Source organism: Micromonospora sp. LOL_021, from assembly GCF_048060215.1.
GTDB lineage: Bacteria > Actinomycetota > Actinomycetes > Mycobacteriales > Micromonosporaceae > Micromonospora_E.
Genome location: NZ_JBHMIN010000015.1, coordinates 25,443 through 51,032, shown reverse-complemented (window position 1 = coordinate 51,032; position 25,590 = coordinate 25,443). Strand labels below are relative to the sequence as shown.

19 protein-coding genes are annotated in these 25,590 nt (G+C 72.9%); 7 read left to right on the top strand and 12 right to left on the bottom strand.

All coding sequences use genetic code 11. The annotated features are described in order from the left end of the window. Positions 1-13: 13 nt before the first annotated feature. Both ACFHWT_RS12655 and ACFHWT_RS12650 read right to left on the bottom strand, forming a co-directional pair. Positions 14-1,114: a mannose-1-phosphate guanylyltransferase gene (locus tag ACFHWT_RS12655; protein WP_416594795.1), complete on the bottom strand. Its 1,101-nt coding sequence runs from the start codon at positions 1,112-1,114 to the stop codon at positions 14-16. Between the two features lie 78 nt (positions 1,115-1,192). Further along, positions 1,193-2,356 carry a glycosyltransferase family 4 protein gene (locus ACFHWT_RS12650; RefSeq protein WP_416594794.1) on the bottom strand — a complete coding sequence of 388 codons (1,164 nt, stop codon included), beginning with the start codon at positions 2,354-2,356 and terminating at the stop codon, positions 1,193-1,195. Positions 2,357-2,554: 198 nt separating this feature from the next. Between ACFHWT_RS12650 and ACFHWT_RS12645 the strand changes: the two genes are divergently transcribed. Continuing rightward, on the top strand, positions 2,555-3,262 hold the full coding sequence (locus tag ACFHWT_RS12645) for a TIGR03089 family protein (RefSeq protein ID WP_416594793.1): 708 nt from the start codon (positions 2,555-2,557) through the stop codon (positions 3,260-3,262). Between the two features lie 37 nt (positions 3,263-3,299). On the opposite strand, the gene ACFHWT_RS12640 is transcribed toward ACFHWT_RS12645, so the two are convergent. Next, the gene (locus ACFHWT_RS12640; protein ID WP_416594792.1) at positions 3,300-3,638 is read right to left on the bottom strand and encodes a hypothetical protein; all 339 of its coding nucleotides are present in this window, start codon (positions 3,636-3,638) and stop codon (positions 3,300-3,302) included. Positions 3,639-3,707: 69 nt separating this feature from the next. Further along, positions 3,708-5,720, bottom strand: a complete 2,013-nt coding sequence (locus ACFHWT_RS12635) for an acetoacetate--CoA ligase (RefSeq protein WP_416594791.1) — start codon at positions 5,718-5,720, stop codon at positions 3,708-3,710. 275 nt (positions 5,721-5,995) lie between these two features. Between ACFHWT_RS12635 and ACFHWT_RS12630 the strand changes: the two genes are divergently transcribed. Next, positions 5,996-6,727, top strand: a complete 732-nt coding sequence (locus tag ACFHWT_RS12630) for a hypothetical protein (protein ID WP_416594790.1) — start codon at positions 5,996-5,998, stop codon at positions 6,725-6,727. Positions 6,728-6,807: 80 nt separating this feature from the next. After that, on the top strand, positions 6,808-7,713 hold the full coding sequence (locus ACFHWT_RS12625) for a hypothetical protein (protein WP_416594789.1): 906 nt from the start codon (positions 6,808-6,810) through the stop codon (positions 7,711-7,713). A gap of 37 nt (positions 7,714-7,750) precedes the next feature. Here the strand turns inward: ACFHWT_RS12625 and ACFHWT_RS12620 are convergent, their stop codons facing one another. Continuing rightward, on the bottom strand, positions 7,751-8,914 hold the full coding sequence (locus ACFHWT_RS12620) for an acyl-CoA dehydrogenase family protein (RefSeq protein ID WP_416594788.1): 1,164 nt from the start codon (positions 8,912-8,914) through the stop codon (positions 7,751-7,753). A gap of 264 nt (positions 8,915-9,178) precedes the next feature. Between ACFHWT_RS12620 and ACFHWT_RS12615 the strand changes: the two genes are divergently transcribed. Then, positions 9,179-10,606 carry a UDP-glucose dehydrogenase family protein gene (locus tag ACFHWT_RS12615; protein ID WP_416594787.1) on the top strand — a complete coding sequence of 476 codons (1,428 nt, stop codon included), beginning with the start codon at positions 9,179-9,181 and terminating at the stop codon, positions 10,604-10,606. A 166-nt stretch (positions 10,607-10,772) separates the two neighbouring features. Next, complete coding sequence (locus tag ACFHWT_RS12610) at positions 10,773-15,890, top strand: SCO7613 C-terminal domain-containing membrane protein (RefSeq protein WP_416594786.1); 5,118 nt, start codon at positions 10,773-10,775, stop codon at positions 15,888-15,890. A gap of 40 nt (positions 15,891-15,930) precedes the next feature. Here the strand turns inward: ACFHWT_RS12610 and purE are convergent, their stop codons facing one another. The 7 genes from purE to mca form a co-directional block, all read right to left on the bottom strand. After that, on the bottom strand, positions 15,931-16,422 hold the full coding sequence (gene purE, locus ACFHWT_RS12605) for a 5-(carboxyamino)imidazole ribonucleotide mutase (protein ID WP_416594785.1): 492 nt from the start codon (positions 16,420-16,422) through the stop codon (positions 15,931-15,933). Further along, positions 16,419-17,582: a 5-(carboxyamino)imidazole ribonucleotide synthase gene (locus ACFHWT_RS12600; RefSeq protein ID WP_416594784.1), complete on the bottom strand. Its 1,164-nt coding sequence runs from the start codon at positions 17,580-17,582 to the stop codon at positions 16,419-16,421. The genes purE and ACFHWT_RS12600 overlap by 4 nt, the downstream gene beginning before the upstream one ends. 12 nt (positions 17,583-17,594) lie before the next feature. Beyond that, positions 17,595-19,631 (bottom strand): thioredoxin domain-containing protein, encoded by a 2,037-nt coding sequence (locus ACFHWT_RS12595; protein ID WP_416594859.1) that lies wholly within the window; start codon positions 19,629-19,631, stop codon positions 17,595-17,597. A gap of 80 nt (positions 19,632-19,711) precedes the next feature. Further along, positions 19,712-20,296, bottom strand: coding sequence for an HAD-IA family hydrolase (locus tag ACFHWT_RS12590; RefSeq protein ID WP_416594783.1), 585 nt, complete (start codon positions 20,294-20,296; stop codon positions 19,712-19,714). Then, complete coding sequence (locus ACFHWT_RS12585) at positions 20,293-22,830, bottom strand: putative bifunctional diguanylate cyclase/phosphodiesterase (RefSeq protein WP_416594858.1); 2,538 nt, start codon at positions 22,828-22,830, stop codon at positions 20,293-20,295. Before ACFHWT_RS12585 ends, ACFHWT_RS12590 begins: the two co-directional genes overlap by 4 nt. 327 nt (positions 22,831-23,157) lie before the next feature. Continuing rightward, positions 23,158-23,415, bottom strand: a complete 258-nt coding sequence (locus ACFHWT_RS12580) for a hypothetical protein (RefSeq protein WP_416594782.1) — start codon at positions 23,413-23,415, stop codon at positions 23,158-23,160. Positions 23,416-23,466: 51 nt separating this feature from the next. Beyond that, positions 23,467-24,351, bottom strand: coding sequence for a mycothiol conjugate amidase Mca (gene mca / locus ACFHWT_RS12575; protein ID WP_416594781.1), 885 nt, complete (start codon positions 24,349-24,351; stop codon positions 23,467-23,469). A gap of 127 nt (positions 24,352-24,478) precedes the next feature. Here mca and ACFHWT_RS12570 point away from each other — a divergent pair, with 127 nt between their 5' ends. Together ACFHWT_RS12570 and greA are read left to right on the top strand one after the other, a co-directional pair. Continuing rightward, complete coding sequence (locus tag ACFHWT_RS12570; protein ID WP_416594780.1) at positions 24,479-24,913, top strand: DUF4307 domain-containing protein; 435 nt, start codon at positions 24,479-24,481, stop codon at positions 24,911-24,913. A gap of 154 nt (positions 24,914-25,067) precedes the next feature. Then, positions 25,068-25,568: a transcription elongation factor GreA gene (gene greA / locus ACFHWT_RS12565; RefSeq protein ID WP_123605996.1), complete on the top strand. Its 501-nt coding sequence runs from the start codon at positions 25,068-25,070 to the stop codon at positions 25,566-25,568. The last annotated feature ends 22 nt before the right edge of the window (positions 25,569-25,590 follow it).

The following is a 25,590-nucleotide window of genomic DNA, read 5'->3' as shown; positions in this document are numbered from 1 at the left end:
CGGACCGGGTGGCTCAGACGTACCCGTCCTCGCCGCGTTCCTTGAGTGCGTCCACCAGCCGCTTGACGTCCTGCGCCCGGTCGCGGGGGCAGACCAGCACCGCGTCGGGGGTGTCCACCACGATCAGGTCCCGTACGCCGAGCGCCGCGACCAGCCGGCCGGAGTGCGGCACCACCACCAGGCCGCTGCTGTCCCGCAGCAGCACCCCCGGCTTCTCCTCGGCCGCTGGGACGCCGAGGACGACGTTGCCGTCCGGATCGGCGGGCAGCACGTCGCCGAGGGTGTGGAAGTCCCCGACGTCGTTCCAGCCGAAGTCGCCGGGGACGGTGCCGACCCGCCCGGCGGCGGCAGCGCCCTCCATCACCGCGTAGTCGACGGAGATGCGGGGCAGTGTCGGCCAGACGTCGCCGAGCACCTCGTCTCGGTCGGGGCTGTCCCACCTGGCCGCGATCCGGGTCAGACCGGCGTGCAGCTCGGGCTGTTGGCGGGCCAGCTCGGTGAGGAACACGTCGACCCGCCAGACGAACATGCTGGCGTTCCAGAGGTGCCGGCCGGAGCGGAGATATTTCTCGGCAACCGCCAGCCCTGGCTTCTCGGTGAACTGCTCGACCCGGCGGACCGGCCCGGGACCGATGGTGTCGCCGCAGGCCAGGTAGCCGTAGCCGGTCTCCGGACGGGTGGGGGTGATACCGACGGTCATCAGCAGGCCGGTGCGGGCTCCGTCCACCGCCTGACGGATCGTCTCGACGTACCGGTCGGTGTCGCCTATCAGGTGATCGGCCGCGAACGACCCCATCACGGCCTGCGGTTCACGCCGGGCGACGACCGCAGCGGCGAGGGCGATCGCCGCGCAGGAGTCCCGGGGCGACGGCTCGACGAGCACGTTCTCCTCCGGCACCGTCGCCAACTGCCGGGCGACCGCCGCGGCGTGCGCCGCACCGGTCACCACCAGAATCCGTTCCGGATCGGTCAGCGGCGCCAGCCGCGCGACGGTCGCCTGCAGCAGCGAGGCGGTGGTGCCGGTGAGGGGGTGCAGGAATTTAGGGTTACCGGCGCGGGACAGCGGCCACAGTCGGGTGCCGCTGCCACCCGCCGGAATGACGGCGAAGAGCATCAGCACATCATGCCCGGCACGGGCACGCCACCCGACGAGATGGTGGATACCTACCCGTACCGGTAGGTAGTGGCCGGGTCACCAATCGGCCCGGTTCATACTGGCGGCCCGGGTCCACGACGCCACGTGCACCTCGGCGCTGGACGCCCAGGTGAACTCCTTGGCCCGGTCCACCCCGGCCTTGGCCAGCGCGTGCCGGCGGGACTCGTCGTCGAGCAACGCCACCAGGTCGGTGGCGATCCGGTCCGGATCCTCGCTGGTGTAGGCGACCGCGTCCCCGCCGACCTCGGGCAGCGACAGCCGCGGTGTGGTCAGCACCGGGGTACCGCAGGCCATCGCTTCCAGGATCGGCAGGCCGAAGCCCTCCCCGTAGGACGGGTAGGCGGCGACGAGCGCACCGCCGAGGAAACCGGGCAGGTCGGCGTAGCGCAGGTAGCCGGGACGCAGCAGCCGCAGGTGGGCCGGGACGTCGGAGACCGCACGGTCGATGTCGTCGTCGTGGCCCTGCCCGCCGGCGATGACGAGCGCGGGTGGCTCGGGCCGGTCCTGCACCGCGCGCACCCAGCCCCGGATCAGGTTGGGCACGTTCTTGCGCGGCTCCTTGGCACCGAGAAACGCGATGTAGTCGGTGCCGGTCAGCCCGAGCCGGGCCCGTACCCGGGCCTTCTCTTCGTCGCTGGGCACGTGGAAGGCGCCGCAGTCGACGCCGTGGTAGGCCACGTCGATCCGGGCCTGGTCGGCGTTGAGCAGCCGGATCAACTCGTCACGGCTGGCCTTGCTGGGCACGATCACCCGACTGGCCCGGCGCAGCGAGGTCTTGATCGCGCTGCGAAAGAAGGTTCGCCGCGACTTGTCGTAGTGCTCCGGTTCGGTGAAGAACGTCGCATCGTGCACAGTCACCGTTACCGGACATCCCGCCCGCATCGGACAGGTGTAGTACGGCGAGTGCAGCACATCGGCGCCGGCCTGCTGGGCGAGCAGCGGCAACCCGGTCTGCTCCCAGGCCAACCGGGCCGGGCGGTGCGCGACCGCGGCCGGCGCGGCGATCACCTCGGCGGCCGGCAACATCCGGGTGTACCGCTCGACATCTGTACGCAGCGCTACGACGGAAAGCTCGACGCCGCTGCCGATGAGCGCGCCGAGGGCCCCCAGCAGGCCATCAACGTATCGACCGACGCCACCGCGGTCGGTGGGCACGCTCGTGGCGTCGATGAGTACGCGGGGCGGTCGACCGGCGGTCACTGGGCAACTCCTCTAAGGGGGTGGTGGAGGGTTGTGAAGAACGACACGTGTGCCAAGACTACGCTGCCCGCCGCCGTCCGCCGTGTTGACGACGCGACCGAAAACGCGGCGCGGCGAGCCCGCGCCGCCGACGATCAGCGGGGCGAGACCACCCGGTGACAGCGTGTACGTACAGTGACGGCGCTACGCTCGGCCCCGATGACCAACAACCTGGCCGGGCTGCTCGCGGTCGCCGTCGCGGCGGACCCGACACGGCCCCTGCTCACCTGGTACGACGACGCGACCGGCGACCGGACCGAACTGTCCGGCGCGACGCTGGCCAACTGGGTGGCCAAGACCGCCAACCTGGTGGTGGATGGGGCCGGGGCGGCCGCCGGTGACCACGCCGACGTCATGTTGCCGGCCCACTGGCAGACCGCCGGCGTCCTGCTCGGTTGCTGGTCGGCCGCGCTGGCGGTGCGGACCGCCCCGGCCGTCGGGCCCGGCGCCTCGGCCGCGGAAGTGCTCTTCGCCAGCCCACCGGCGGTACCCGAGGTCGATCGGCGGCCCGCCGGCGAGCGCTATCTGCTCAGCCTCGCCCCGATGGCGGCACCCGCCCGGGAACTGCCGCCCGGCTGGACCGACTACATCACCGAGGTACGCGGCCACGGCGACCATTTCACCCCGTGCCCGGCGGTCGACCCGCAGGACGCGGAGCTGGCCGGCCGGGCCCGCCAGCGCGGCGCGGAGCTGGGCGTCGGGGCCGGCGCCCGGGTCCTGGTCGACTGCGACCGGTACCCGGACCCGATCGACTGGCTGCTGGCCCCGCTGGCCGCCGAGGCGACCATGGTGCTCTGCCGCAACCTCGACCGGCAGCGACTCGACGGACGGGTGACCAGCGAGAAGGTCGATCTGGTGCTGGCCTGAGTGGTCGTCGTCTGCGCCGCCGGACGATCGGGGCCGGTCAGAGTTCGCGGGGCACCACTTCCCGCAGTTCGCCGTCCGGCGCGCACACGTAGAACCCGGCCCGGTCGGCCAGCCACGGCTTGCCCGCCGCCTCACCGTCGCTGAGCAGCTTCTCCTGCACGCCGAGGATGATGTACCGGGACCCGTCCGGGTTGCCGTCCCGCCAACCCGGGCCGTACAGCCGGTCGACCAGCAGCTCGCGACGCTGTCGCGGCACCGCGCCGTCCACCACCCAGTCAGTTGGCAACCGGTACCAGAACGTCCGGGTGATCCCGGCCAGCGGGTTGAAGGCGTGTGCCCCCTCGACCCGGACGCCCAGCGTGTCGGTGATCTTCAAGCGGAAGTAGACACCCACGCCTGTGAGACGCGCTGCGCTGACGCTGCGTTGCCATCCCGGCAGAATCGGTCAACCCACCGCCGTCCCCCGGTCCTCGGCGAAGCGGATGAACGGCGCCAACGCCGCCGGATCGGTCAACGCCCCGGCGGCCGCCGCCTGCCCGGCCGGCACCCCGGTGAGGATCTTTTTCACCGGCACCTCCAGCTTCTTGCCGGACAGCGTCCGGGGCACGGCCGCGACCTGGTGAATCCCGTCCGGCACGTGCCGCGGCGACAGCGCCGAGCGCAGCTCGCGCACGATCCGGGTACGCAGCGCGTCGTCCAGCCCGACCCCGGCCCGCAACGCCACGAACAGCAGCAGCTCCCCCGCCCCGCCCTGCGGATCCTCCAGGTGGATCACCAGCGAGTCGGCGACCTCCGGCAACGCCTCCACCACCGAGTAGAACTCGGCGGTGCCCAGCCGCACGCCGCCCCGGTTCAAGGTGGCGTCCGAGCGGCCGGTGATCGCGCAGGCGCCATGCTCGGCGATGGTGATCCAGTCGCCGTGGCACCAGACGCCCGGGTACCGGTCGAAGTACGCCTGCCGGTAGCGGCTGCCGTCCGGGTCGTTCCAGAATCCGACCGGCATGCTCGGCATCGGCTCGGTGATCACCAGCTCGCCCAGCTCGCCGACGACCGGCCGGCCGTCGGCGGCCCGGGCCTCGACCCGCGCGCCCAGGCATCGGCAGGCGATCTCCCCGGCCCGCACCGGCAGCAGCGGTACGCCGCCCACGAACCCGGTGCACACGTCGGTGCCGCCGGACAGCGACGTCAACTGCAGGTCCTCGCCGACCGACCGGTACACCCAGGTGAAGCCCTCCGCTGGCAGCGGCGCACCGGTCGAGCCGACCCCGCGCAGCCGGGACAGGTCGGCGATCTGGCGGGGCACCAGCCCCTCCTTGCGGCAGGCCAGCAGGAACGGCGCCGAGGTGCCGAAGTAGGTGGCACCGGTCTCGGCGGCCAGCCGCCACAGGGTGCCCAGATCCGGGCTGGCCGGGCCGCCCGGCGCCGCGCGCACCGCCGGGTTGCCGTCGAACAGCACGATCGCCGCACCCACCGCCGGCCCGGAGGCGAGATAGTTCCACATCATCCAGCCGGTGGTGGTGAACCAGAAGAACCGGTCCCCCGGCCCCAGGTCGTGATGCAACGCCAGCATCTTCAGATGCTCCAGCAGGATGCCGCCGTGCCGGTGCACGATCGGCTTCGGCAGCCCGGTGGTGCCCGACGAGTAGAGCACGTACAGCGGCTGGTCGAACGGCACCGCGTCGAACGCCAACGGCTCGTCGGTCGGCGCGGCGAGCGCACTCCAGGTCGAGGTGGCCCAGGGCAGCTCCGCCGGGTCCGCCACCGCCGACAGGTACGGGATCAGCACCCGGTGCCGCGCCGACGGCAACGCGTCCGCGATCGCCGCCACCTCGGCCCGGCGGTCGACCGCCTTGTCGCCGTACCGGTAGCCGTCGACCGCGACCAGCACCGTCGGCTCGATCTGCTGCCAGCGGTCGGTGACGCTGCGGGTACCGAACTCCGGCGCGCAGGACGAAAAGATCGCGCCCAGGCTGGCGGTGGCCAGCATCAGGACGTACGTCTCGGGGATGTTCGGCGCGTACGCCGCGACCCGGTCGCCCGGACCCACCCCGAGCCGGCGCAGCCCGGCCCGCACCCGGCGGACCTCGTCGCGCAGCTGGGCGACGGTGAGGGTGACCGGCGCTCGGGTCTGGCTGTGCGCGATCACCACCGGGGCGTCCTCGGCCAGCCCGGGTGCGCGCAGCACGTGCTCGGCGTAGTTGAGCCGGGCACCGGGGAACCACCGCGCGCCGGGCATCCGCCCGTCGGCGAGCACCTGCTCCGCCGGCTGATGGCCGACCACCTCGAAGTAGTCCCAGACCGACCCCCAGAATCCGGCCAGGTCGTCGACCGACCACTGCCAAAGTTGCTGATAGTCGGCGAACCGCAGCCCCCGGGTACGCTCCAGCCACGCCAGGTACCCACCGATCCGGGTCCGCTGCCGCACGTCCGCCGGTGGGCGCCACAGCACCTCGCTCACGCCTGACACTCCTCCCCGGGTCGCGGCCGCGTCGCCGGACCGCGTGTGGCCGTCCACTTCCATCCTCGCGTACGTCGGGCGCCGCCAGCGGCGGTGCCGCTGATCGATTGTCCTGCCAACCGGGACGCGACGGAGCGTGCCGGGAACACAAGCTGTCGTCGGCAGGTAGCGCAACGGGCACAGGCTGCGGCGTGCGCCCACGCGTACCCGAAAAAGTGCGCCGCCCCGCTGCGCCCCTGCCCGAGCCTCCCCGCCCGAAACGGTACGGTTCGCCCATGCGTCATCTCTGGAGCTTCCTCAGCGGTCTGGCTGCGGCACCGCTGTGCTGGTTGCTGATCGCGGTCGGCCAGACGACGTCGGCCCGTACCATCGCCGGCTGGGTGACCGACGGCAGTTACCACACGGCGACCCTGCTGGCGCCGGCCGCGTTCGTGTTCGCCGCCGGTCTGCTGCTCGGGCTGCTGGGCACGCTGCGGTTCTCCCCGCTCGGTCCACTCACCGCCGGGCTGGCCCTGGCCGCCCCGTACGTCGCGATGTTCGTCGACCCGTTCGGTGCCCGCGACCTGATCGGTACGCCGTGGCGGCTCTTCGGTGAACCGGTGGTACTGCTGCAGCCGGTGGAGAACGGCACCCTCGCGTTACTCGGGGTGCTGCTCGGCACCGCGGTGCTGAGCCGGCAGCGGTGGCGGTCCCGGCCCGCGACGAACGGCACCATCGACGACAAGGCCGGCTCCGACGCGGCGGCGGCGGAGCCGTTGCCGGTCCGGCCACGCGGCGAGTTCGACCCGTCGCTCTGGTCGCTGCCGGGCGGCAGCACCACGACGTCGGACGAGTCCGCCGACGCACCGACCGGCCCGGACCGAGCCGACGCCGGTCGGCCGGCGTCGGCGACGACGAAGACCAGAACGAAGACGACACTGGCCGCGTCGGCCGACGACGTTCGACCCGACGGCGACGGGCTACGGCCGGCCCGGCCCATCCCCCGGTCCAGTCGGGTGATTCGCTGAACCGACCCACCGACCGTCGCCGGTGACCTTGCGCCTGGCGGGTACCGTGCCGGAAGGCACCATCCCCGCGAGGAGGTCAGATGCGGCACCTGGGCTCGCTGGTCCTGTCCCTGCTCCTCGCACCGGTGATCTGGTTCCTCGCCGGGCTCGGCCTGAGCGAGTACGCGCTGGCCCGACGGGACGCGTACAGCGAACCACCGCTCGACGTGTTCATCGGGTTGGCCGCGCTCGCGGTCTGCGGGGTGTCGTACGCGCTGTTGCTACTGCCCCGGTTGTCCCCGGTCGGACCGGTGCTGGCCGGGGCGTCGTTCGTCGCAGTGTCGGTGTGGGCGACCCTCGACATCGTGGGCTTCTACGACACGATGCCGCGCCGGCTGCTCGGTACGGATTTCGTCCTCACGGCGCCGGCCGAAGGGCTCGCCGTGGTGCTGGCCGTCCCGTTGTTGGCCACCGTGTTCAGCCCACGTCGTTGGCGGGGTGAACGGATGGTGGCGCTGTATGCCGGCGGACCATCGCCGCAGGACGTGACACGGACCGCCCCGCTGCCCGACCCCGGCGGCGGATACGGCAACCCGGGCGGATACGGCGGTAGCGCCGGACCGCCGGCGTGGTCGGCCCAGCCGCCGACCGGCGATCCGGCTCGGACCATCGCGTTCCCGGCGGCCGCCAACCCGCCGCTGCGGCCAGCCCGATCGGCGACGGATACCGGCACCGACTCGGAGCACGACACGATGCGGCTGACCCCGCCGGGGCACCGGCGGGACGATCCGACCGTCGTGCTGCCCCAGGCGTCGGCGTTCGCACCGCCCCGACCGGCGGTCACCGGCGGCGATCCGGACGAGACCACCCGGATCAGCCAACCGACCACCACCGACCCGGACGAGACCACCCGGATCGTCCGGACGGCGGACGGCCCGGACGGTGGCGACGAGACCACGACGGTGCTGCCGGCCCGGCCCGACGACGCCGGAGAGTCCCCGAACTGAGCCGGACCCGCAGGCTCAGGTCCGGCCGCAGGTCAGGTCAGGGTGTCAACAACTGGCGTGCCATCACGATCCGCTGCACCTGGTTCGTGCCCTCGTAGATCTGAGTGATCTTGGCGTCCCGCATCATTCGCTCGACCGGGTAGTCCCGGGTGTAGCCGTACCCGCCGAGCAGTTGCACCGCGTCGGTGGTGATCTCCATGGCCGCGTCGGAGGCGAAACACTTCGCCGCCGCTCCGAAGAAGGTCAGGTCGGCGTCGGCGCGCTCCGACCGGGCGGCAGCGGCGTAGGTCATCTGCCGGGCCGCCTCCAGCTTCATGCCCATCTCCGCGATCATGAACTGGACACCCTGGAAGTCGGCGATCGGCTTGCCGAACTGCTGGCGCTCCCGCACGTACCCGCGGGCGAAGTCGAGCGCGCCCTGCGCGATGCCGACGGCCTGGGCGGCGATCGTCACCCGGGTGTGGTCCAGGGTGCGCATCGCGGTGGCGAACCCGGTGCCCGGCTCGCCGATCATCCGGTCCGCCGGAACCCGGACATTGTCCAGGTAGACCTCGCAGGTCGGTGACCCCTTGATACCGAGTTTCTTCTCCGGCGCGCCGAAGCTCACCCCGGGGTCGGACTTCTGCACGACGAACGCGGAGATCCCCCGTGACCGGGCGCCCGGCTCGGTGACCGCGAAGACCGTATAGTACTGCGAGACACCGGCGTTGGTGATCCACCGCTTCACCCCGTTGAGCACCCAGTGGTCGCCGTCGCGAACCGCGCGAGTGGTCATCGATGCCGCGTCGCTGCCCGCCTCCGGCTCGGACAGGCAGTACGAGAACATCGCCGCACCGGACGCCACCGGCCGCAGGTAGCGCTCCTTCAACTGCTCCGAGCCGGCCAGCAGCAGCGGCATCGTGCCGAGTTTGTTGACCGCCGGGATCAACGACGAGGATGCGCAGGCCCGCGCGACCTCCTCGATGACGATCGCGGTGGCGAGGGCGTCGGCGCCCGCCCCGCCGTACTGCTCCGGGACGTGCGGGGCATGGAAGTCCGCCGCCCGCAACGCGTCGTAGGACGCGGTGGGAAACTGTGCGGTCTCGTCGGCTTCGGCCGCGTTGGGAGCGACCTTCGCGTCGCACACCTCCCGGACCGCTTCCCGGATCGCTGCGTGCTCCTCTGGTAACTGATAGACATCGAACGCCGGCCCGGACGTCATCACGCCCTCCCTCGCCTGGAGTGTTCCCTCGATATCCTGCTCGAGTGCGAGGATACCGGTGAGTAACGCCGATGCCGGTCGCCCCCGCCCAGCCGTACGGACTATCGTCTGCCGGGCAGCCGACCGGCACCCTCAGCCGGGTCGGCACCCACGAAGCGGTATGCCGCGAACGTCAAAACCACGATGATTGGTGTCGAGCCCCCGGCACCGGGCCACCGAGTGCGACGCGACCACAGCGCCGCCAGCGCGAGCGGAGAACAAGGCGTGACCATCCCGTACCCGAACATCCAGCCCGTTCCGGCCATCGCGGCGGTAGCCCCGCCGTCGGGTGCCCCCCGCCCGCGGCTGACCTTCCTCGGCACCGGCTACCTCGGAGCGACGTACGCAATCTGTTTCGCCGAGCTCGGCTACGAGGTGATCGGCTACGACGTCGACGCCGACAAGATCGCGAAGCTGTCCGCAGGTGAGGTGCCGTTCCACGAGCCGGGCCTGGACGAACTGCTCAAGCGGAGTCTGGCCGCTGGGCGACTGCGGTTCACCACCGACATGGCGGCGACGGCCGAGTTCGGTGACGTGCACTTCATCTGTGTGGGTACCCCGCAGCGGGCCGACGCGATGGGCGCCGACCTGTCGTACGTCGAGGCGGCGGTGACCGGTCTGGCCCAGCACCTGTCCCGTAAGGCGTTGATCGTCGGCAAGTCGACGGTGCCGGTCGGCACCGCGGAGTGGATCGAGCAGCTGGTCGGCAAGCACGCCCCGGGCGATCTGGGCGTCGAGGTGGCGTGGAGTCCGGAGTTTCTGCAGGAGGGCTTCGCCGTCGAGGACGTGCTGCGGCCGAACCGGATCGTGGTCGGGGTACGCAGCGAGTGGGCCAACGGCATGCTGTACGCCGCCCACAAGGGGGTGTTCGACCTGGCCGCCACCGAGGACCGGGAGGTGCCGTTGGTGGTGACCGACTTCGCCACCGCCGAGCTGGTGAAGGTCGCGGCGAACGCGTTCCTGGCCACGAAGATCTCGTTCATCAACGCGATGGCCGAGGTGTGTGAGGTGGCCGGCGGTGACGTGACCCAGCTGGCCCGGGCGATCGGCTACGACCCGCGGATCGGTAACCGGTTCCTGCAGGCTGGGGTCGGGTTCGGTGGTGGCTGTCTGCCGAAGGACATTCGGGCGTTCCAGGCGCGGGCGCAGGAGCTGGGTGCGGGTGAGGCGTTGCGGTTCCTGCACGAGGTGGATCTGATCAACCAGCGGCGGCGGTCCCGGGTGGTGCAGTTGGCGGCCGAGCTGCTGGGCCGCCGGTCCGGGCCGGCCGGGCCGGATCTGTCCGGCACCACGGTGGCGGTGCTGGGGGCGACGTTCAAACCCAACTCCGACGACGTACGGGACGCGCCGTCGCTGGCGGTGGCGGCGATGCTCGCCAAGACCGGCGCGCAGGTGCGGGTCTTCGACCCGGAGGGTACGGAGAACGCCCGGCGGGCGCAGCCGGACCTGACCTACGTACCGTCGATGGTCGACGCGGTCCGCGACGCCGACCTGGTCTGCGTCCTGACCGAGTGGGCCGACTTCCGTAACGCCGATCCGGTGGCGTTGGGTGAGCTGGTCGCCGGCCGTCGGGTGATCGACGGTCGGAACTGCCTCGACTCGACGTTGTGGACCGGCGCCGGCTGGCAGTACCGGGGCATGGGCCGCCCCTGAGCCCGGCACCGCCCGCACCGAACCGGCCGGTCGTGGGTCCGTCCCGGACCCACGGCCGGTTTTTCTCCGATCTCCACGCCGCCCAGGGCTGTTCAACAGTTGCTTGGTTTAGGCATGCTTCGTAGGGAGTGGTCCACAGTGTGGTCCGGGCGTGGAGGAGGGTGCCATGAGTACGCCGTACCGCTGCGCCTCGTGCGGGCGGACCGTGCCGGCGGCGGCGACCTGCCCACGGTGCGGTGCCGAGCAGCCGCAGTTCGCTGAGGACCTGGCCCGCATCGAGCGGTCCATCGCCGAGATGAAGGCCCGCGAGCTCGCACTGGCCAAAGAGCAGAAGCAGATGGCCAGCGATCTGCAGGCGGCGATCTTCCAGCGGGACATCCTGTCCACCGGTGGTGCCGCCGGCCGGCGTGGCCCGGGGCCCCGGGTCTCGGTCCGCCGCCGGGCCGGGCGTCGGCCCCCGACCGCCGACCAGGGCGCCGCCCCGCCAAGGTTCCCCCGGCAGAGCCCCAACCTGGCCGCCGACGACGACACGCCACCGACCGGGCCACCGCCGGGCTCCGAACCGCCCGGATCCGGCCCGCCCGGCTACCCGCCGCCCGCCGCCGGCGACGATCCGACCCAGGTCCTGGCGTCGGACGGCACCCGACCGGAGGCGTCCGCCCAGTCGATCCAGAACGTTCTGCTCGGCCTCGGCGCGCTGATGGCGGTGGTGGTGTTCGCCGCCGTCGCCAACAGCGCGTTGCCCGACGTCACCCGGCTGAGCGTGCTGTTCGCCGGCACGCTACTGCTGCTCGCGGCCCCGCCCGCGGTCGCCGCCCGCGGGCTCACCTCCACCGCGGAGACGATCGCCGCCGTGGCGCTGGTCCTCGTCCCGATCGACGGCTACGCGATCTGGGCGACCGACGCCGTCCGGGCCGGTCCGGTCAGCCCGTCGGCGTTCGCCGGCCTCACCTTCGCCGTCACCGCGCTGGTCGCCGCCGGGTACGCCGCCACGACCGGGCTACGCCTGCCCCGGTACGGCATGGTGCTCGCGATCCAGCCGATCGTGCCGCTGCTCGGTCAGGACCTGATCCGGGGGCCGGCCGGTTGGGCGTCGGCGCTCGCCGTGGTCGCCGTTCTCGACCTGCTGCTGGTCCGGCTGCTGAGCGGCCCCGGGCAGCTCGGCGCCGGCTGGCGGTTCGGGTCGCCTACGGTGCCACGATCCCGGCCGGACGCGCCGACCGGACCGGACAGCGGCAGCCGGCCCGGCGACCGGTCCAGCGGGCCCGCCGGGCTGACACCGTCCGCTACCGCTACCGCTACCGGTACCGGCTCCGACCGGCCGGAGAGCGCGCCGGAGGAGGCCGACGCCGTCGTCGAGGGCGAGCCGCCCGGTGGCGGCAACGGTGGCCGAGGGCCGGGCTGGCTACCGCCGGCACCCACTGCGGCCGTCCTCTGGCTACGCGACCTGATCTGGACCCTGCACGGGCTCGCCGTCACCGCCGCGCTGCTGTTCGCCGTGGTGGCGGTGCTGCGCGCCGACACGGTGCCCGCCGCGCTGATCGCTGCGGCGGTGCTGCTGGTCGCCGCCGGGGTCGGGCTCGCCGGCGGATTCACCCTGGGCCACCCGCCGCTGCCGGACCTGGCCGCCGGCGTGTTCGCCCTGGCGGTCATCGGCGCGGCCAGCCGCGTCGCGGCGGTCGCCCTACCGGGCCCGGCGCTGCTGCTGATCGCCGCCGTGGTCGCCGTCGCCGGGATCGGCGTACGGGCCCTGCCGGAGCGGGTTCGCCGTGGCCCGCAGCTCGCGGCCGCGGCCGCGTTGACCGTGCTCGGCGTACTCGTCGCCGGCGGCGCGCTGCGGGCGGCGCTGGCACCGGTCCGCGCCGCGTTGCCCGCCTGGCGGGCCGACCTGGCCGGCTACCAGCAGAGCCTGGTCGACTACGCCGGGCCCGCCGACTGGCAGCTCGCCCTGGCCGCGCTGCTGATCACCGTCGCGGCGGCGGTCGCCATGCCGGTCGAATGGCGTCGCGAGGCGACCGTCGTCGGCGTGACGTTGACCGCACTGGCCGTACCGGCGTCCTTCGCCCTGCCCTGGTACGCCGCACCGTGGCTGCCGGTGCTCGCCGCCGTCGCGGTGGCCGGCACCGGCTTCCTCACCGACACCACCCGGGCCGCCCGGGTGCACGTGATCTGCGCGGCGGTGCTCGGCGCCGCCGGTGCCGGCGCGGCGCTGGCCCGACCGGGCTCCACCGCCGCCGCTCTGCTGGTGCTGGCCGCCGCCGGCGTACTGATCGCGGTGGCCGGGACGCTGCCGGAGGTACGTCGCCGGCCGGCCGGGGACGCGGTCGGCGGTTGGGCCGCCGGCGGTGCCGCCTTCGCCCTGCCCGGTGGGGTGGCGGCGTTCGTCACCGCCCTGGTGCCGCCACCGGGGCCGACCGCGCTGGCTGTCCAGGAGACGACCGCCCCGATCCTGGCCGCCGGTTTCCTCGCGGTCTGCGGCACGCTCGGCTACTCGGCGCTGGCGCAGGTGGCCGAACGACAGATCCCCCGACCGTTGACCATCGGCGCCGGGCTGGGAGCGCTTGCGGTCACCGCCGCGGCGTTCGGCTCGCCCGGCGCGACCATCGCCGACGTGTGGGTCGCCGTCGGGCTGCTGGTCGCCGTGGGGCTGCTGCTCATGGCACCGTCGATCGACGCCGGCCGGCGAGCGGACCGGTTGCTCGACGGCCCCGACTACGCCGCGGCGGCCGCCACCGCCGCGCTGGTCGGCACGCTGGCCAGGGTCAGCGCGATCGTGGTACCCGGCACCGAACTGGTGGCCAGCGCGGCGCTGACCCTGCTGGTGGCGGTCGCCGTACGCGCCCTGCCCGAGCACTGGCGGCGTGGACCGGTCCTGGGTACCGCGGTCAGCGGTGGGGTCATCGCCGTCCTCGCCGGCTACACGGCGGTCGCCGGCGGCATCCAGGCACTGGCCACCCCGGGCCAGCTCTGGCAGGCGGACCTGACCGCCTGGTCCACCGAGGTCGCCGCCAACTCGTGGCAGGTGCCGCTGGCCCTGGTGCTGCTCGCGCTGGCCGCCGCCGTCGCGCTGCCCCGACCCTGGTCGTTCCACGCCGCCGGCGTGCTGGTCGCGCTCGCCACCGTCGGCACCCCGGCGGCGCTCGGCCTGCCCTGGTGGTCGCCGATCGTGGTCGGCTGCCTGGTCGCGATCGGGTACGGGATCGTCTCGGTGGCCGCCACCGATCCACAGGCGGCCACCGCCCGAGCCGGCGTCGCCGTGGCGGTCGCCCTGTACGCCATCGGTGCCAGCCTGGTCCGTCCGTGGACCACCGCCGCCGCGCTCGGTGTCGTGGTGCTGACCTGCGTGGTGGTGGCGGTACTCGCCCGGGTCATCGCCACCGTGACGCTGGCCGACCAGGCCGCCGCTCAGGCCGACCAGACAGGAACCGGACAGCCCGTCCCCGACCAGGAGTCGATGCCGGCGCACCTGGCGAAGATCGGTGGCGCGGCGACCGGCGCCGCGCTGCTGGCCCTGCCCGGAGCGGTCGCTGCGCTGGCTGCCGCGCTCGTCTGGACCACGGAGATCGTGCTGACCGGGGCGTTGGCCGCCTCGGCGCTCGGCGTCGCGGTGCTGGCCATGGTCCGCCGCCGGGTGCCGCACTACCTGCCGTATGCCACCGTCGGGTTGGCCGCCGGCGCGACGGTCACCGCCCTCGCCTCGCTCCCGACCGACCTGCCGACCGGCATGTACGCCGCCGGTGCCGCGTTGCTCGGCGTACTCGCCGAACTGCTCCGGGCAGCCACCCCACCGCCGGTGGACCTGTCCCGGCCGAGTCGCCGATGGTCCGGGCTCGGCGGCCGGTGGAGCCAGCCGGGGCCGCTGGAGATTGGCCAGGAGTGGGCGATCAGCCCGGTGAAGGGTGCGTTGGCGGCCGCCGCGCTGCCCACCGCGCTGGCCGTCGCTGCGGTGGCGCCGACGCTGACCGCCGCGCTGGTCGAGCCGTACCGCACCCTGGCCGCGATCTGGCAGGGACCACCGGCCGGGCTGCTCGATCCGCCGGCCGCCGCTGTGGACCCGACCAACGTGCTCGCCGCGCTGCTGCTCACCGTCGCGGCGGCGCTGGCTGCGACCGGGTTCAACACCGGCCAGCCGGGCCAGGCGGTTCCGGTGGTACTGCCCGGCGTGGCGATCACCCTGCTGATCACCCCGATGTCGTTCGGCGTCGGCTGGCCGGCCGGAACCATGGCGGCGCTGCTGGTCTTCGCGGTCGCCATGGTCGGACTGGCGTTGACCGAACCGCCGCCGGACACCGAACGGCACCGGCCACTGCGCATAGCCCGCCGGCTGCTGTTCCTGATCGGCCTCGCCGCCGGTGGCGCCGGGCTCGCCGGCGCGCTGGCCAACGATCAACTGACCGTCTTCACCCTCGGCAGCTCGGTCTGCGTCGGAGCGGTCGCCGCGTACGCCGGACGCAGCCAGCCGGCCCGGATCCTCGGCTGGCTGTTCGCCTCGGTGATGGCGCAGATGTTCGTGCTGACCATGGGCCTCGTCGCCGGCCTTCCGCCGAGCTGGTCGGCGTTCGGCGTACTCGCCGTCGGTGCCGGCCTGCTGCTGTCCGCGACCCGGCTGCCCCGGCTCAGCCACCCCGAGGCGGTACGCGAGGCGGCGGTGGTCGAGTGGAGCAGCTACGCAGCCGCACTGCTCGCACTGGCCCTGGCGTACGACTCGGCCGCGCATCTGGCCGGGCTGCTGGCCGCCTGGGGTGCCGTGCTCGGCGTGACGGCCACCCGGCCGGGCCGCCGCGCGATGGAGCGCCGGGTGCTGTTCTGGCTGGCGGTCGGCTGCGAGATCACCGCCTGGTGGATGCTGATGCGGATCACCGACGTGGCGCTCACCGAGGCGTACACCTTGCCGTTCGCCGTCCTCGCGCTGCTGGTCGGGGTCCTGGAGTTGCGGCACCGGCCGGACCTGAGCAGCTGGACGGCGTACGGGCCGGCACTGGCCGCAGCGTTCCTGCCCACTCTGGTGCTGGTGATCAGCTCCGGGGAGAACAGTTTCCGGCAGGTCCTGTTGCTGCTCGGTGCGGTCGGCACCCTGCTGGTCGGGGCAATGAGTCAGCAGCAGGCCCCGGTAGTGGTCGGTACGGTGGTCAGCGCGGTGACCGCGTTGCACGCGTTGACCTTCTTCGGGCCGTGGCTGGTGCTGATCCCGGTCGGTCTGGTCCTGCTGGCGCTCGGGGCCAGCAGCGAGTGGCGCCGGCAGACCCAGGAGCGGGTACGCGGCGCACTGCGCGGCATGCGCTGACGGCTGTTCCCGCAAGGGGCCGGGGGAAACAGAGCCAGGGCTACGCCGTGCCGCGCGACGCCTGCAGCGCGGCGTCCTTCGCGGCGACCAGCTCGACCAGCTCCTGCTGGTAGGCGAGCATCCGGGCGCGCAGTCCCGGGTCGGTGGCGGCGAGGATCCGCACCGCCAGCAGACCGGCGTTGCGGGCGCCACCGATCGACACCGTGGCCACCGGCACGCCCGCCGGCATCTGCGCGATCGACAGCAGCGAGTCCATCCCGTCCAGATACTTCAACGGCACCGGCACCCCGATCACCGGCAGCGGGGTCGCCGAGGCGACCATGCCCGGTAGGTGCGCCGCGCCGCCCGCCCCGGCGATGATCACCTGGACGCCCCGGTCGGCTGCGGTGCCGGCATAGTCGAGCATGCCGTGCGGGGTGCGGTGCGCCGAAATCACCCGTACCTCGTGCTCGACGTCGAACTCGGCGAGGGCCTCGGCGGCGGCCCGCATCGTCGGCCAGTCCGAGTCGCTGCCCATGATGACGCCGATCATCGCCCCTCCTGTAGCCAGCGGGCGGCCCGGGCGGCCCGGTTGCGTACGTCGGCGAGATCCTCGCCGAGCACCGTCACGTGGCCGATCTTGCGGCCCGGCCGCACCTGTTTTCCGTACAGGTGGACCTTGGCACCGGGGTCGGTCGCGAACAGGTGGTGCAGCCGCTCGTCGATGCCCATCCCGCCGTCCGCGCCGCCCAGCACGTTCGCCATCACCACCGCCGGGGCGGTCAGCCCGGTGTCACCCATCGGATAGTCCAGGACCGCCCGCAGATGCTGCTCGAACTGGGAGGTACGCGCCCCTTCGATCGTCCAGTGGCCGGAATTGTGCGGCCGCATCGCCAGCTCGTTGACCACCAGGCCACCGCCACCGGGCACCTCGAACAACTCCACCGCCAGCAGCCCGACCACGTCGAGCGCGCTGGCCAGGTCGATGGCCAACTGCTGGGCCGCCAGAGCGCGCGACTGCGGCAGGGCCGGAGCGGGTGCCAGCACCTCGACGCAGATGCCGTCCCGCTGCACGGTCTCCACCACCGGGTAGACCGCCAGCTGGCCGAAGGGCGAGCGGGCCACCTGCACCGCCAGCTCGCGGACCAGCTTCACCCGCTCCTCGGCGATCAGCTCCACCGCCGGGTCGGCCGGTTCGAGGCCGACGGCTGCCAGCTCGTCCGGTGTGTCCAGCAACCACACCCCGCGGCCGTCGTAGCCGCCGCGTGCGGCCTTGACCACCACCGGCCAGCCGACCTCGGCGCCGAACGCGGCCAGCTCGTCGACCGAGCCGATCCGCTGCCAGCGGGGCACCGGGGCACCCAGCTCGGTCAGCCGCTGCCGCATCACCGCCTTGTCCTGGGCGCAGCGCAGCGCGTCGGCGCCCGGGTAAAGGCGCACGCCGTCGGCGGCCAGCGCCCGGATGTGCTCGCCCGGCACCTGCTCGTGGTCGAAGGTGACCACGTCGCAGCCTTTGGCGAAGGTACGCAGCGCGGCGAGGTCGGTGTGCTCGCCGTACTGCACGTCTGCGGCGACCAGGGCGGCGCCGTCCTCCGGCGTACGGGCCAGCACGCGCAGCGACTGGCCGAGCGCGATCGCGGCCTGGTGGGTCATCCGGGCGAGCTGCCCACCACCCACCATGCCGACGACAGGCAGTCCGGTACGGGTATCCATGGCGGCGACAGCCTAACTCAGCTGCGCGACCAGGTCCGCGACGGAGGTGGCCGGCCGGTCGCAGACGAAGCCCCGGCAGACGTACGCGGTCGACGCCCCGCTGATCATCGGCCGGTCCGCCAGCAGCGGTACGCCGGCCTGATCGGGACGGCCGGCGACCACCACCGCGCCGGGCGGCGCGTGCCGCCGCGCCGCACGCAGCAGCGGATCACCGGTCGGGTCCTCGGTGACCACGGCGATCTCGTACGGACCGGACAGCAGCGCCTCACCGATGGCGGCGGCGTAGCCGGTGAACCGGGCGTGCCGGGCGACCACCGGCGCGACGGTGGCCAGCGCGGCTTCGGCGGCGGCCCGGTACTGCGGAGCGCCGCGCAGCGCCGCGTACCCGGTGAGCGCGGCGGCGGTGGCCGAAAGCCCGGACGCGGTGGCGTTGTCGGTCGGGTCCGCCGGACGGGCGACCAGCTGTTCGGCGTCGTCGGCGGTGTCGTAGAAGCCGCCGTTGTCGGCGGCGAACCGGGCCAACGCGACGTCCAGCAGCTCGCCGGCGAGGTCCAGCCATCGGCGTTCCCCGGTGAGCTGGTGCAGCGAGCAGAACGCCTCGGCGAGGCAGCCGTAGTCCTCCAGCACCCCGTCGGGCGCGCCGACCAGACCGTCCCGGGAGACCCGGCGCAGCCGTCCGCCGACCAGGTGGGTACGGGCCAGATGCGCTCCGGTCGCGATCGCCAACTCGGCCGCCAGCTCGACGTCACCGTCGGTGCCGTCTGCGGTGCCGGTCAGGGCGTCGGTGCCGGCGGTCAGGGCGCCTGCGGTGGTGGCGAACTCGACCAGTGCGGTGACGGCCAGGCCGTTCCAGGCGGTCACGACCTTGTCGTCCCGGGCCGGCTGCGGCCGGGCCGACCGGGCCCGGCGCAGCGCCGCCCGAACCCGGTCCAGCTGCTCCGGCGGCGTGTCGTCGACGTCGCGGGCCAGCCGCAGCACGCTGGTGCCGTGTTCGAAGCTGCCGTCGCCGGTCACCCCGTACAGGTCGGCCGCCCACCGGCCGTCGGCCTCGCCGAGGACCTCGACCAGCTGCTGCGGGGTCCACACGTAGCTGGCACCTTCGACCCCGCCGGTGTCGGCGTCCAACGCGGAGGCGAATCCACCACCGGGTACGGCGAGCGCCTCGGCGAGGAAGCGGACCGTCTCTCGGGCGATCCGGCCGGCCATCCGGTCGCCGGTGAGCCGCCACAGCAGCGTGTAGACCCGCAGCAGCAGCGCGTTGTCGTAGAGCATCTTCTCGAAGTGCGGCACGGTCCAGGTGCCGTCCACCGCGTACCGGGCGAAGCCCCCGGCGAGTTGGTCGTAGATACCGCCCCGGGCCATCGCCTCGCAGGTGTGCTGGACGATCTCGAGGCTGTCGGCGGAGCCGGTGCGCTGATGATGCCGCAGCAGAAAGAGCAGGCTGAGATGCGGGGGGAACTTCGGCGCCCCGCCGAACCCGCCGTGCGTCGGGTCGTACTCCTTGCCCAGCGTCACCGCGGCGGCGTCGAGCAGGTCGGCGGTCAACGGCGTGGTCGCCCCGCCGACCGCCTGCGCCCCGCCGACCGCCTCGGCGACCGCAGCCCCCTGACGCAGTACGGCGTCTCGCTGGTCGCGCCAGGCGGCACCGACCGACTGGAGCAGTCGGACGAAGTTCGCCTGCGGGAAGTAGGTCCCGCAGAAGAACGGGGTGCCGTCGGCGGTGGCGAACACCGTCATCGGCCAGCCGCCCTGACCGGTCATCGCCTGGGTCGCGGCCAGGTAGACCGCGTCCACGTCGGGACGTTCCTCCCGGTCCGCTTTGATCGCGACGAAGTTGTCGTTGATCAGCTGCCCGACCGCGTCGTCCTCGAACGACTCGTGCGCCATCACGTGGCACCAGTGGCAGGCCGCGTACCCGACCGAGATCAGCACCGGCACGTCCCGGCGGCGGGCCTCGTCGAACGCCTCCGGGCACCACGGCCACCAGTCGACCGGGTTGTCGGCATGCTGCTGCAGGTACGGGCTGGTCGCCTCACCGAGCCGGTTCACGCTGGTCGCTCCTTGGGGTCGTGGCACGACCCCGATGGTGTGGGGCCGCACGTTTCGACCATAGCCAGGCGGTGGGCGGCTCACCGCCGGGTCGGCACCGGAACGTCCGGGTAGCGCAGCGCGGTGAGGCCCGCCTCAGCGGCGGCCTGCACGTTCTCCGGCCGATCGTCGATGAAGGTGACCCGGTCGGCAGGCGCGCCGAGCCGGTGCAGCAGCGCCGCGAAGATCGCCGGATCGGGTTTGATCAGCGCCAGCCGGCAGCTGAACAGCCGGTGGTGGAACACCCCCGCCCAGTCGGCCGCGTCGATCGCCGTCGCGATGGACTCGGGGGCGTTGGACAACAGCGCCAGTCCGTGTCCGTCGGCGGCCAGGTCGGTGACGAGCTCGACGGTACGCGGATTCAGCTGCGACCAGCTGGCGACGTCGGCCCGGTCCAGTGCGGCCACGAGCGGATCGTCGGCGGACAGCGGCCGACCGACCACCTGGCTCCAGTAGCGGTCGGCCGGCCAGCCGGCGTCGTAGGCGTCCCGGTGCCGCCAGTACCCCTCGTCGAAGGTGGCCTGCGGCAGCCCGGCCAGCTGGGCCATGGCGGCCACCGCGGCCGGCGGCTGCGGCAGCGAGATGACCTGGCCGTAGTCGAAGACCAGCCAGTCCCGGGTGGTCATGACGCACCGTCCGCGCGCAGCGGGTAGATCTGGGCCTGTGCGGAGTCCGCCAGGGACCGGAGCACCGCGAGCACCTTGTCGGCGGGCATCGGCTTGAAGAAGTGGTAGCCCTGCGCGGCGGCGCAGCCGAGGGCGGCCAGGGTGGCCCGCTGGTCGGCGGTTTCCACCCCCTCGGCGACCACCCGCAGGCCCATCTCGCGGCCCAGCCGGACGGTGTGCCGCACGATGGCGGCGTCGCGTGGCGAGTCGGCCATCCGGACCACGAACGACCGGTCGACCTTCAGCTCGTCGACGGTGACCCGGGTCAGGAAGGCCAGCGAGGAGAACCCGGTGCCGAAGTCGTCGACGGCGAGCTGGACGCCCATTTCCCGGAGGCTGGCCAGCACCTCGTCGATGATTTCCAACTCGCTCATCACCACCGTCTCGGTGATCTCCAGCACCAACCGGTGGGCCGGGACCTGGTGGCGGCGCAGCAGCTCGCCGATCTCGGCCGGCAGCTGCGGGTCGAGCAAGCTCCGGGCCGAGATGTTGACCGAGATCGGTACGTCGATGCCGTGCGCCGCCCACTCGGCGGCGGCCGACAGCGCCCGGTCGACGACGTACCGGGTGAACGGGGCGAGCAGTTCACTGCCCTCGACCGCTCTGACGAAGTGGACCGGGGTGAGCCGGCCACGGCGCGGATGCCGCCACCGGATCAGCGCCTCCACCCCGGTCGGCCCGCCGGTGGCGAGGTCGACCGCCGGCTGCAGGGCCAGTTCGAGCTGGTCGTCGACGTCCAGCGCGGCGCGCAGTTCGGCCAGCAGCGCCAACTGGTCGGTGTTGGCGGCGTCCTTCGCGCTGTCGTAGCCGGCGACGCTACCGCCGATCGCCTTCGCCTGGCTCATCGCGATGTTCGCCCGGCGGAGCAGTTCGTTCATGTCGGCGGTGCCGGCACCGGCGACCACCACGCCGAGCGCGCCTTCGACCGACATCCGCACGCCGGCGACCTCGGTCGGCTCGGCCAGCATCGCGGTGATCTCGCGGGCCCGGCGCATCGCCACCCCGGTCGGCGAGGTCCGCTCGACGCAACCGGCGGCCGCCGGGCTCAGCGACGTCAGGAGTAGGGCGAACTCGTCGTTGCCGAGCCGGCCGAGCAGCTCGCCGGGGCGAAGTCGGTCGCTGAGCCGCCGAGCGGCGGACTGCAGCAGCTCGTCACCGGCGGCGTTGCCCAGGGTGTCGTTGACCTCTTTGAAGCCCTTGATGTCGAGCAGCAGCAGAGCGATCGGGTGCTCGTGCTCCAGCCGGTGCAGGGCGACGTCGCCCTTGGTGAGCAGCGCCGCCCGGTTGAGCAGCTCGGTCACCGGATCGTGCATCGACCGGTGCATGGTCCGGTCGGTGAGGTGGCGCAGTGCCCGCTCGGTGGCCGCGTCGTGCAGGGCGGCGGCGAGCGCGTCACCGAAGGCGGAGAGCGCGTTGCGGTCCCGGGACCTCGGCATGGTGCTGGCCGGCAGGTGGATCCGCAGCTCACCGACGCCGGTCCGGCCGACCGTGAGCGGGTGGACGAGCATCTGGTCGGTGGCGTCGTCCGCGACGTCCTCAGCCGCCGCGACGGGGTCGACGGGATCGGCCGGCGGTTCCGACCGGCGCAACCCGCCGTCGGCGTCGCCGACGTAGCGCCACAGCCTGCCGTCGACCTGCCGCACGTCGATCTCGACCCGCTCGGCACCGAACAGGGCCAGCCCGCCTTCGACTCCGGCGCCGACGACGGCCGGCTCGTCGAGCTGGTTGAGCGCCCGGGTCGCCCGGGCGAACTCCTGCCAGGCCCGACGCTCGTCCTCGACCCGCAGCCGGTGTCCGTAGGTCTGCTGCAGCAGCCACAGCACCGGAGGCAGCAGTAGCAGCCAGCGCGGATCGTGGCCGAGCATCCCGACCGTGACCAGCCCGACCAGGACGTTGCCGACGAACATCAGCAGCTTGTTGCGCAGCGCGTGTAGCAGGGTGGCACCGAACGGCCGGCCGTGCCGCAGCGCCAGGGCGACCGTGGCCAGGGCGGCGGTGATCAGTAGATAGACCAGTCCGCCGAGAAGCATGGCGGCGGCGAGCAGCGGGGTGAGCTGCTGGGCGTGCGGGTCGGCGACCGCCCGGGCGGCGACGCCGGCCGCCGCGACGGCGACGGTCAACGACGCGGTGACCCGGAGTATCTCCGGCACGGTACGGGACTCGGAGAAGAGCGACAGCAGGGTCCAGGCGATGCCCACGCCGACGGCGGCGGCGGCCGGCAGCCAGCCGACCGGAAGGACGTAGAGCCCGACGATGAGGGCGGCCTCGCCCCAGGTGAAGCTGACCGTGCCGGTGCCGGTGCCGATGCGGAACCGCAGTCGGGCGAGTTGCGCGATGCCGAGCAGTGCCGCGACGATCGCGAACCCGGCCGGGGCCGGGAGAGCCGACGCCTGCGGAGCCGGCCCGGTGAGCAGCCCGATGGCGATGGTGGCGACGGCGGCTACACCGACGGCGACGGTGAACACAGGCAGCCGCCACTGGCCCCCGCCGTCCAGGGCTTCGGTCGTCGCTTCGTGCGCGGTCGCAGCCGGTTCCGGCCGCGCCGGCGTCACGGGTCACTCCCGGTGACCGCTGGGCTGTGGACCGAGGCCCGGCGCGGACGACCGACCATGATGAGCATCCCTCGCGTCCGTTCCGTACGACCAGGGACGACAGCTGTGCGATCCATGGTCGCCCCTTTCCGCGCGCGGTCGGAGGAACTGAAGGTCCCCGGCGGAAGGCTAAGCCAAAGCCGATTCCGGCAACAGGGGCCACTGGGCCGGTTTACCGGCTGAGGCCCACTGGAGGGGAGAAAAGTCCCTGGTGAGAGCGCATGTAAGCGGTTACAAAGGGGATCCTGGACGCGAGTCGCCTTCTGTCGGATCAAGGACATTGCGTTCGGCCGACGCCGACCGGCTGCCCGGCCCCGGGTCATCGAACCGCTCGGGCAGCCGACGCAGCCGGGCGTTCATGTTCCGGATCAGAAACACCGTCGCGGCGGCGAGCAGCAGGAGCAGGAACAGCCCCATCGGCCCGGCCAGACCGCCGCTGCGGGTGTCCCCGAAGTTGTTCACCGCCAGGACATGGACAGCACTCAGCACGATCGGACCCCTCTGCGTCGCTGACGTCGACTACACGTTACGCCCGGCGGATCAGGATCGGCCGAGCCCCTCGCGAATCCCGGCAAACAGGTCGGATTCCGGCTTCGGGCTCTCGACGAACGACCGGACCAACTCGAAATCCTCGGTCGGCCAGGCCTGCCGCTGCACCTCCATCGGCACCTGGAACCAGAAGCCGTCCGGATCGACCTGGGTGGCGTGCGCGCGCAGCGCGTCGTCGCGGACCGGGAAGTAGTCGGCGCAGTCGACCCGGGTGGTGATCCGGTCGCCCTTGTCCGGGCGATCCTCCCACCGGTCCATCCACTCCTGGTACGGCGACTCCCGACCGATCGCGAGCATCCCCTCGTGCAGCGCGAGAATCCGCGCCCTGGTGAAGCTCATGCAGTAGTACAGCTTCAACGGCTGCCACGGCTCGCCACCGACACCCGGGTAGCGGGCCGGGTCACCGGCAGCCTCGAACGCGGCGACGCTGACCCGGTTGCACATGATGTGGTCCGGATGCGGATAACCGCCGTCCTCGTCGTAGGTGGTCACCACGTGCGGACGGAACTCCCGCATCAACCGCACCAACGGCCCGGCCGCCTCCTCCAGCGGCTCCAAGGCGAAACACCCGTCCGGCAGCGGCGGCAGCGGATCGCCCTCGGGCAGACCCGAATCGACGAAGCCCAACCAGGCCTGCTCGACGCCGAGGATCGCCCGGGCGGCGTCCATCTCGGCCCGGCGGATCTCGGCGATGTTCTCCCACACGTCCGGCCGGTCGAGTTTCGGGTTCAGCACGCTGCCCCGCTCCCCGCCGGTGCAGGTCACCACCAGCACCTGGGCACCTTCCGCGACGTACCTGGCCATCGTCGCGGCACCCTTGCTGGACTCGTCGTCAGGATGGGCGTGCACCGCCATCAGACGCAGTTGCTCAGCCAACGAAAACGCTCCCTCATCCCGTGCCTGACATCCCCTGCCGGCGGCGTCCGGGCCCGGCTGCGACAATGGGCCCGTCGACCATTCTCGCCGACCGCACCGACACGTCCGCCAAGGAGTTCCGTCCCGGGTGACCGACACGTCCGCCACAACCGCACCGACCGCCGCCATGTTCCCACCCGGGCGGTACGGGCGGCGACGCGCGCCCCGAGCGCGCCGGCCGTGGCTCGTCGCGCTGCTCACGGCGGTGGCGGTGCTGGTCGGTACGGTGATCGCCGGCCGGCTCTACACGCTCTACGGCGACCCGCTGCACCAGCCCGAGGTGATCACCTACACCGAGGCCACCGAGGACGGGATCACCATCGACTTCGCCGTCACGGTCCCCCCCGGCGGTGCGACGACCTGCCTGGTCAGGGCCCGGTCGCGGGACGGCGCGGAGGTGGGCCGGTCCGAGGTGACCGTCCGGGCCGAACCGGGCGAACGACACGTCCGCACCGCGTACCGGCTGGCCACCGAACGGGTCGCGTTCCTGGGCGAGGTGCCGCGCTGCCGACCCGCCGACTGACCAGCCGACCGTGACCCTCGCCACACCCGCCGCGCGGGGTGGCGACCCGGCGGCCGGCACACCCGGGCCGTTGCAACCCCGGCACCTCGGTGCGGATCGCTGGTACGTTGGTAGTTCGACCTCGACCGCCCGCAAGCCCACAAGGAGATCGTCTGTGTCCACGACCGACCGCGAGGCGCCCACCACCTGGCTGTCCCAGGACGCTTACGACCGGCTCCAGGCCGAGCTCAACGAGCTGATCGCCGGACGGACGGCGATGGCCGCCGAGATCAATGCCCGTCGGGAGGAAGGCGACCTACGGGAAAACGGCGGGTACCATGCCGCCCGCGAGGAGCAGGGCAAGCAGGAGGCCCGGATCCGCTACCTGCAGGAGCTGCTGCGTACCGCCAAGGTCGGCGAGGCACCGAACGCGGACAGCGTCGCGCCCGGCACGGTCGTCACGATCCACTTTGACGACGACCCCGCCGACACCGAGACCTTCCTGCTCGGCTCCCGGGAGATCTCCTCGACGACCGAGCTGACCGTCTACAGCCCGGAGTCCGCGCTCGGTCAGGCCATCCTGGGCAGCCGACAGGGGCAGACGGTGACCTACACCGCGCCGAGCGGCGCGGACATCAAGGTCACTGTCGACAAGTTCGAGCCCTTCGCCGGCTGAGCCCGGCTGCCGCAGCGGCGAC

Coding starts and splice junctions, on each gene's coding strand:
- ACFHWT_RS12630 (WP_416594790.1), top strand. CDS start 5,996: ATGCGTCATCTCTGGAGCTTCCTCAGCGGTCTGGCTGCGGCACCGCTG.
- ACFHWT_RS12610 (WP_416594786.1), top strand. CDS start 10,773: ATGAGTACGCCGTACCGCTGCGCCTCGTGCGGGCGGACCGTGCCGGCG.
- purE (WP_416594785.1), bottom strand. CDS start 16,422: ATGATCGGCGTCATCATGGGCAGCGACTCGGACTGGCCGACGATGCGG.
- ACFHWT_RS12625 (WP_416594789.1), top strand. CDS start 6,808: ATGCGGCACCTGGGCTCGCTGGTCCTGTCCCTGCTCCTCGCACCGGTG.
- ACFHWT_RS12620 (WP_416594788.1), bottom strand. CDS start 8,914: ATGACGTCCGGGCCGGCGTTCGATGTCTATCAGTTACCAGAGGAGCAC.
- ACFHWT_RS12645 (WP_416594793.1), top strand. CDS start 2,555: ATGACCAACAACCTGGCCGGGCTGCTCGCGGTCGCCGTCGCGGCGGAC.
- ACFHWT_RS12590 (WP_416594783.1), bottom strand. CDS start 20,296: ATGACCACCCGGGACTGGCTGGTCTTCGACTACGGCCAGGTCATCTCG.
- ACFHWT_RS12655 (WP_416594795.1), bottom strand. CDS start 1,114: ATGCTCTTCGCCGTCATTCCGGCGGGTGGCAGCGGCACCCGACTGTGG.
- ACFHWT_RS12600 (WP_416594784.1), bottom strand. CDS start 17,582: ATGGATACCCGTACCGGACTGCCTGTCGTCGGCATGGTGGGTGGTGGG.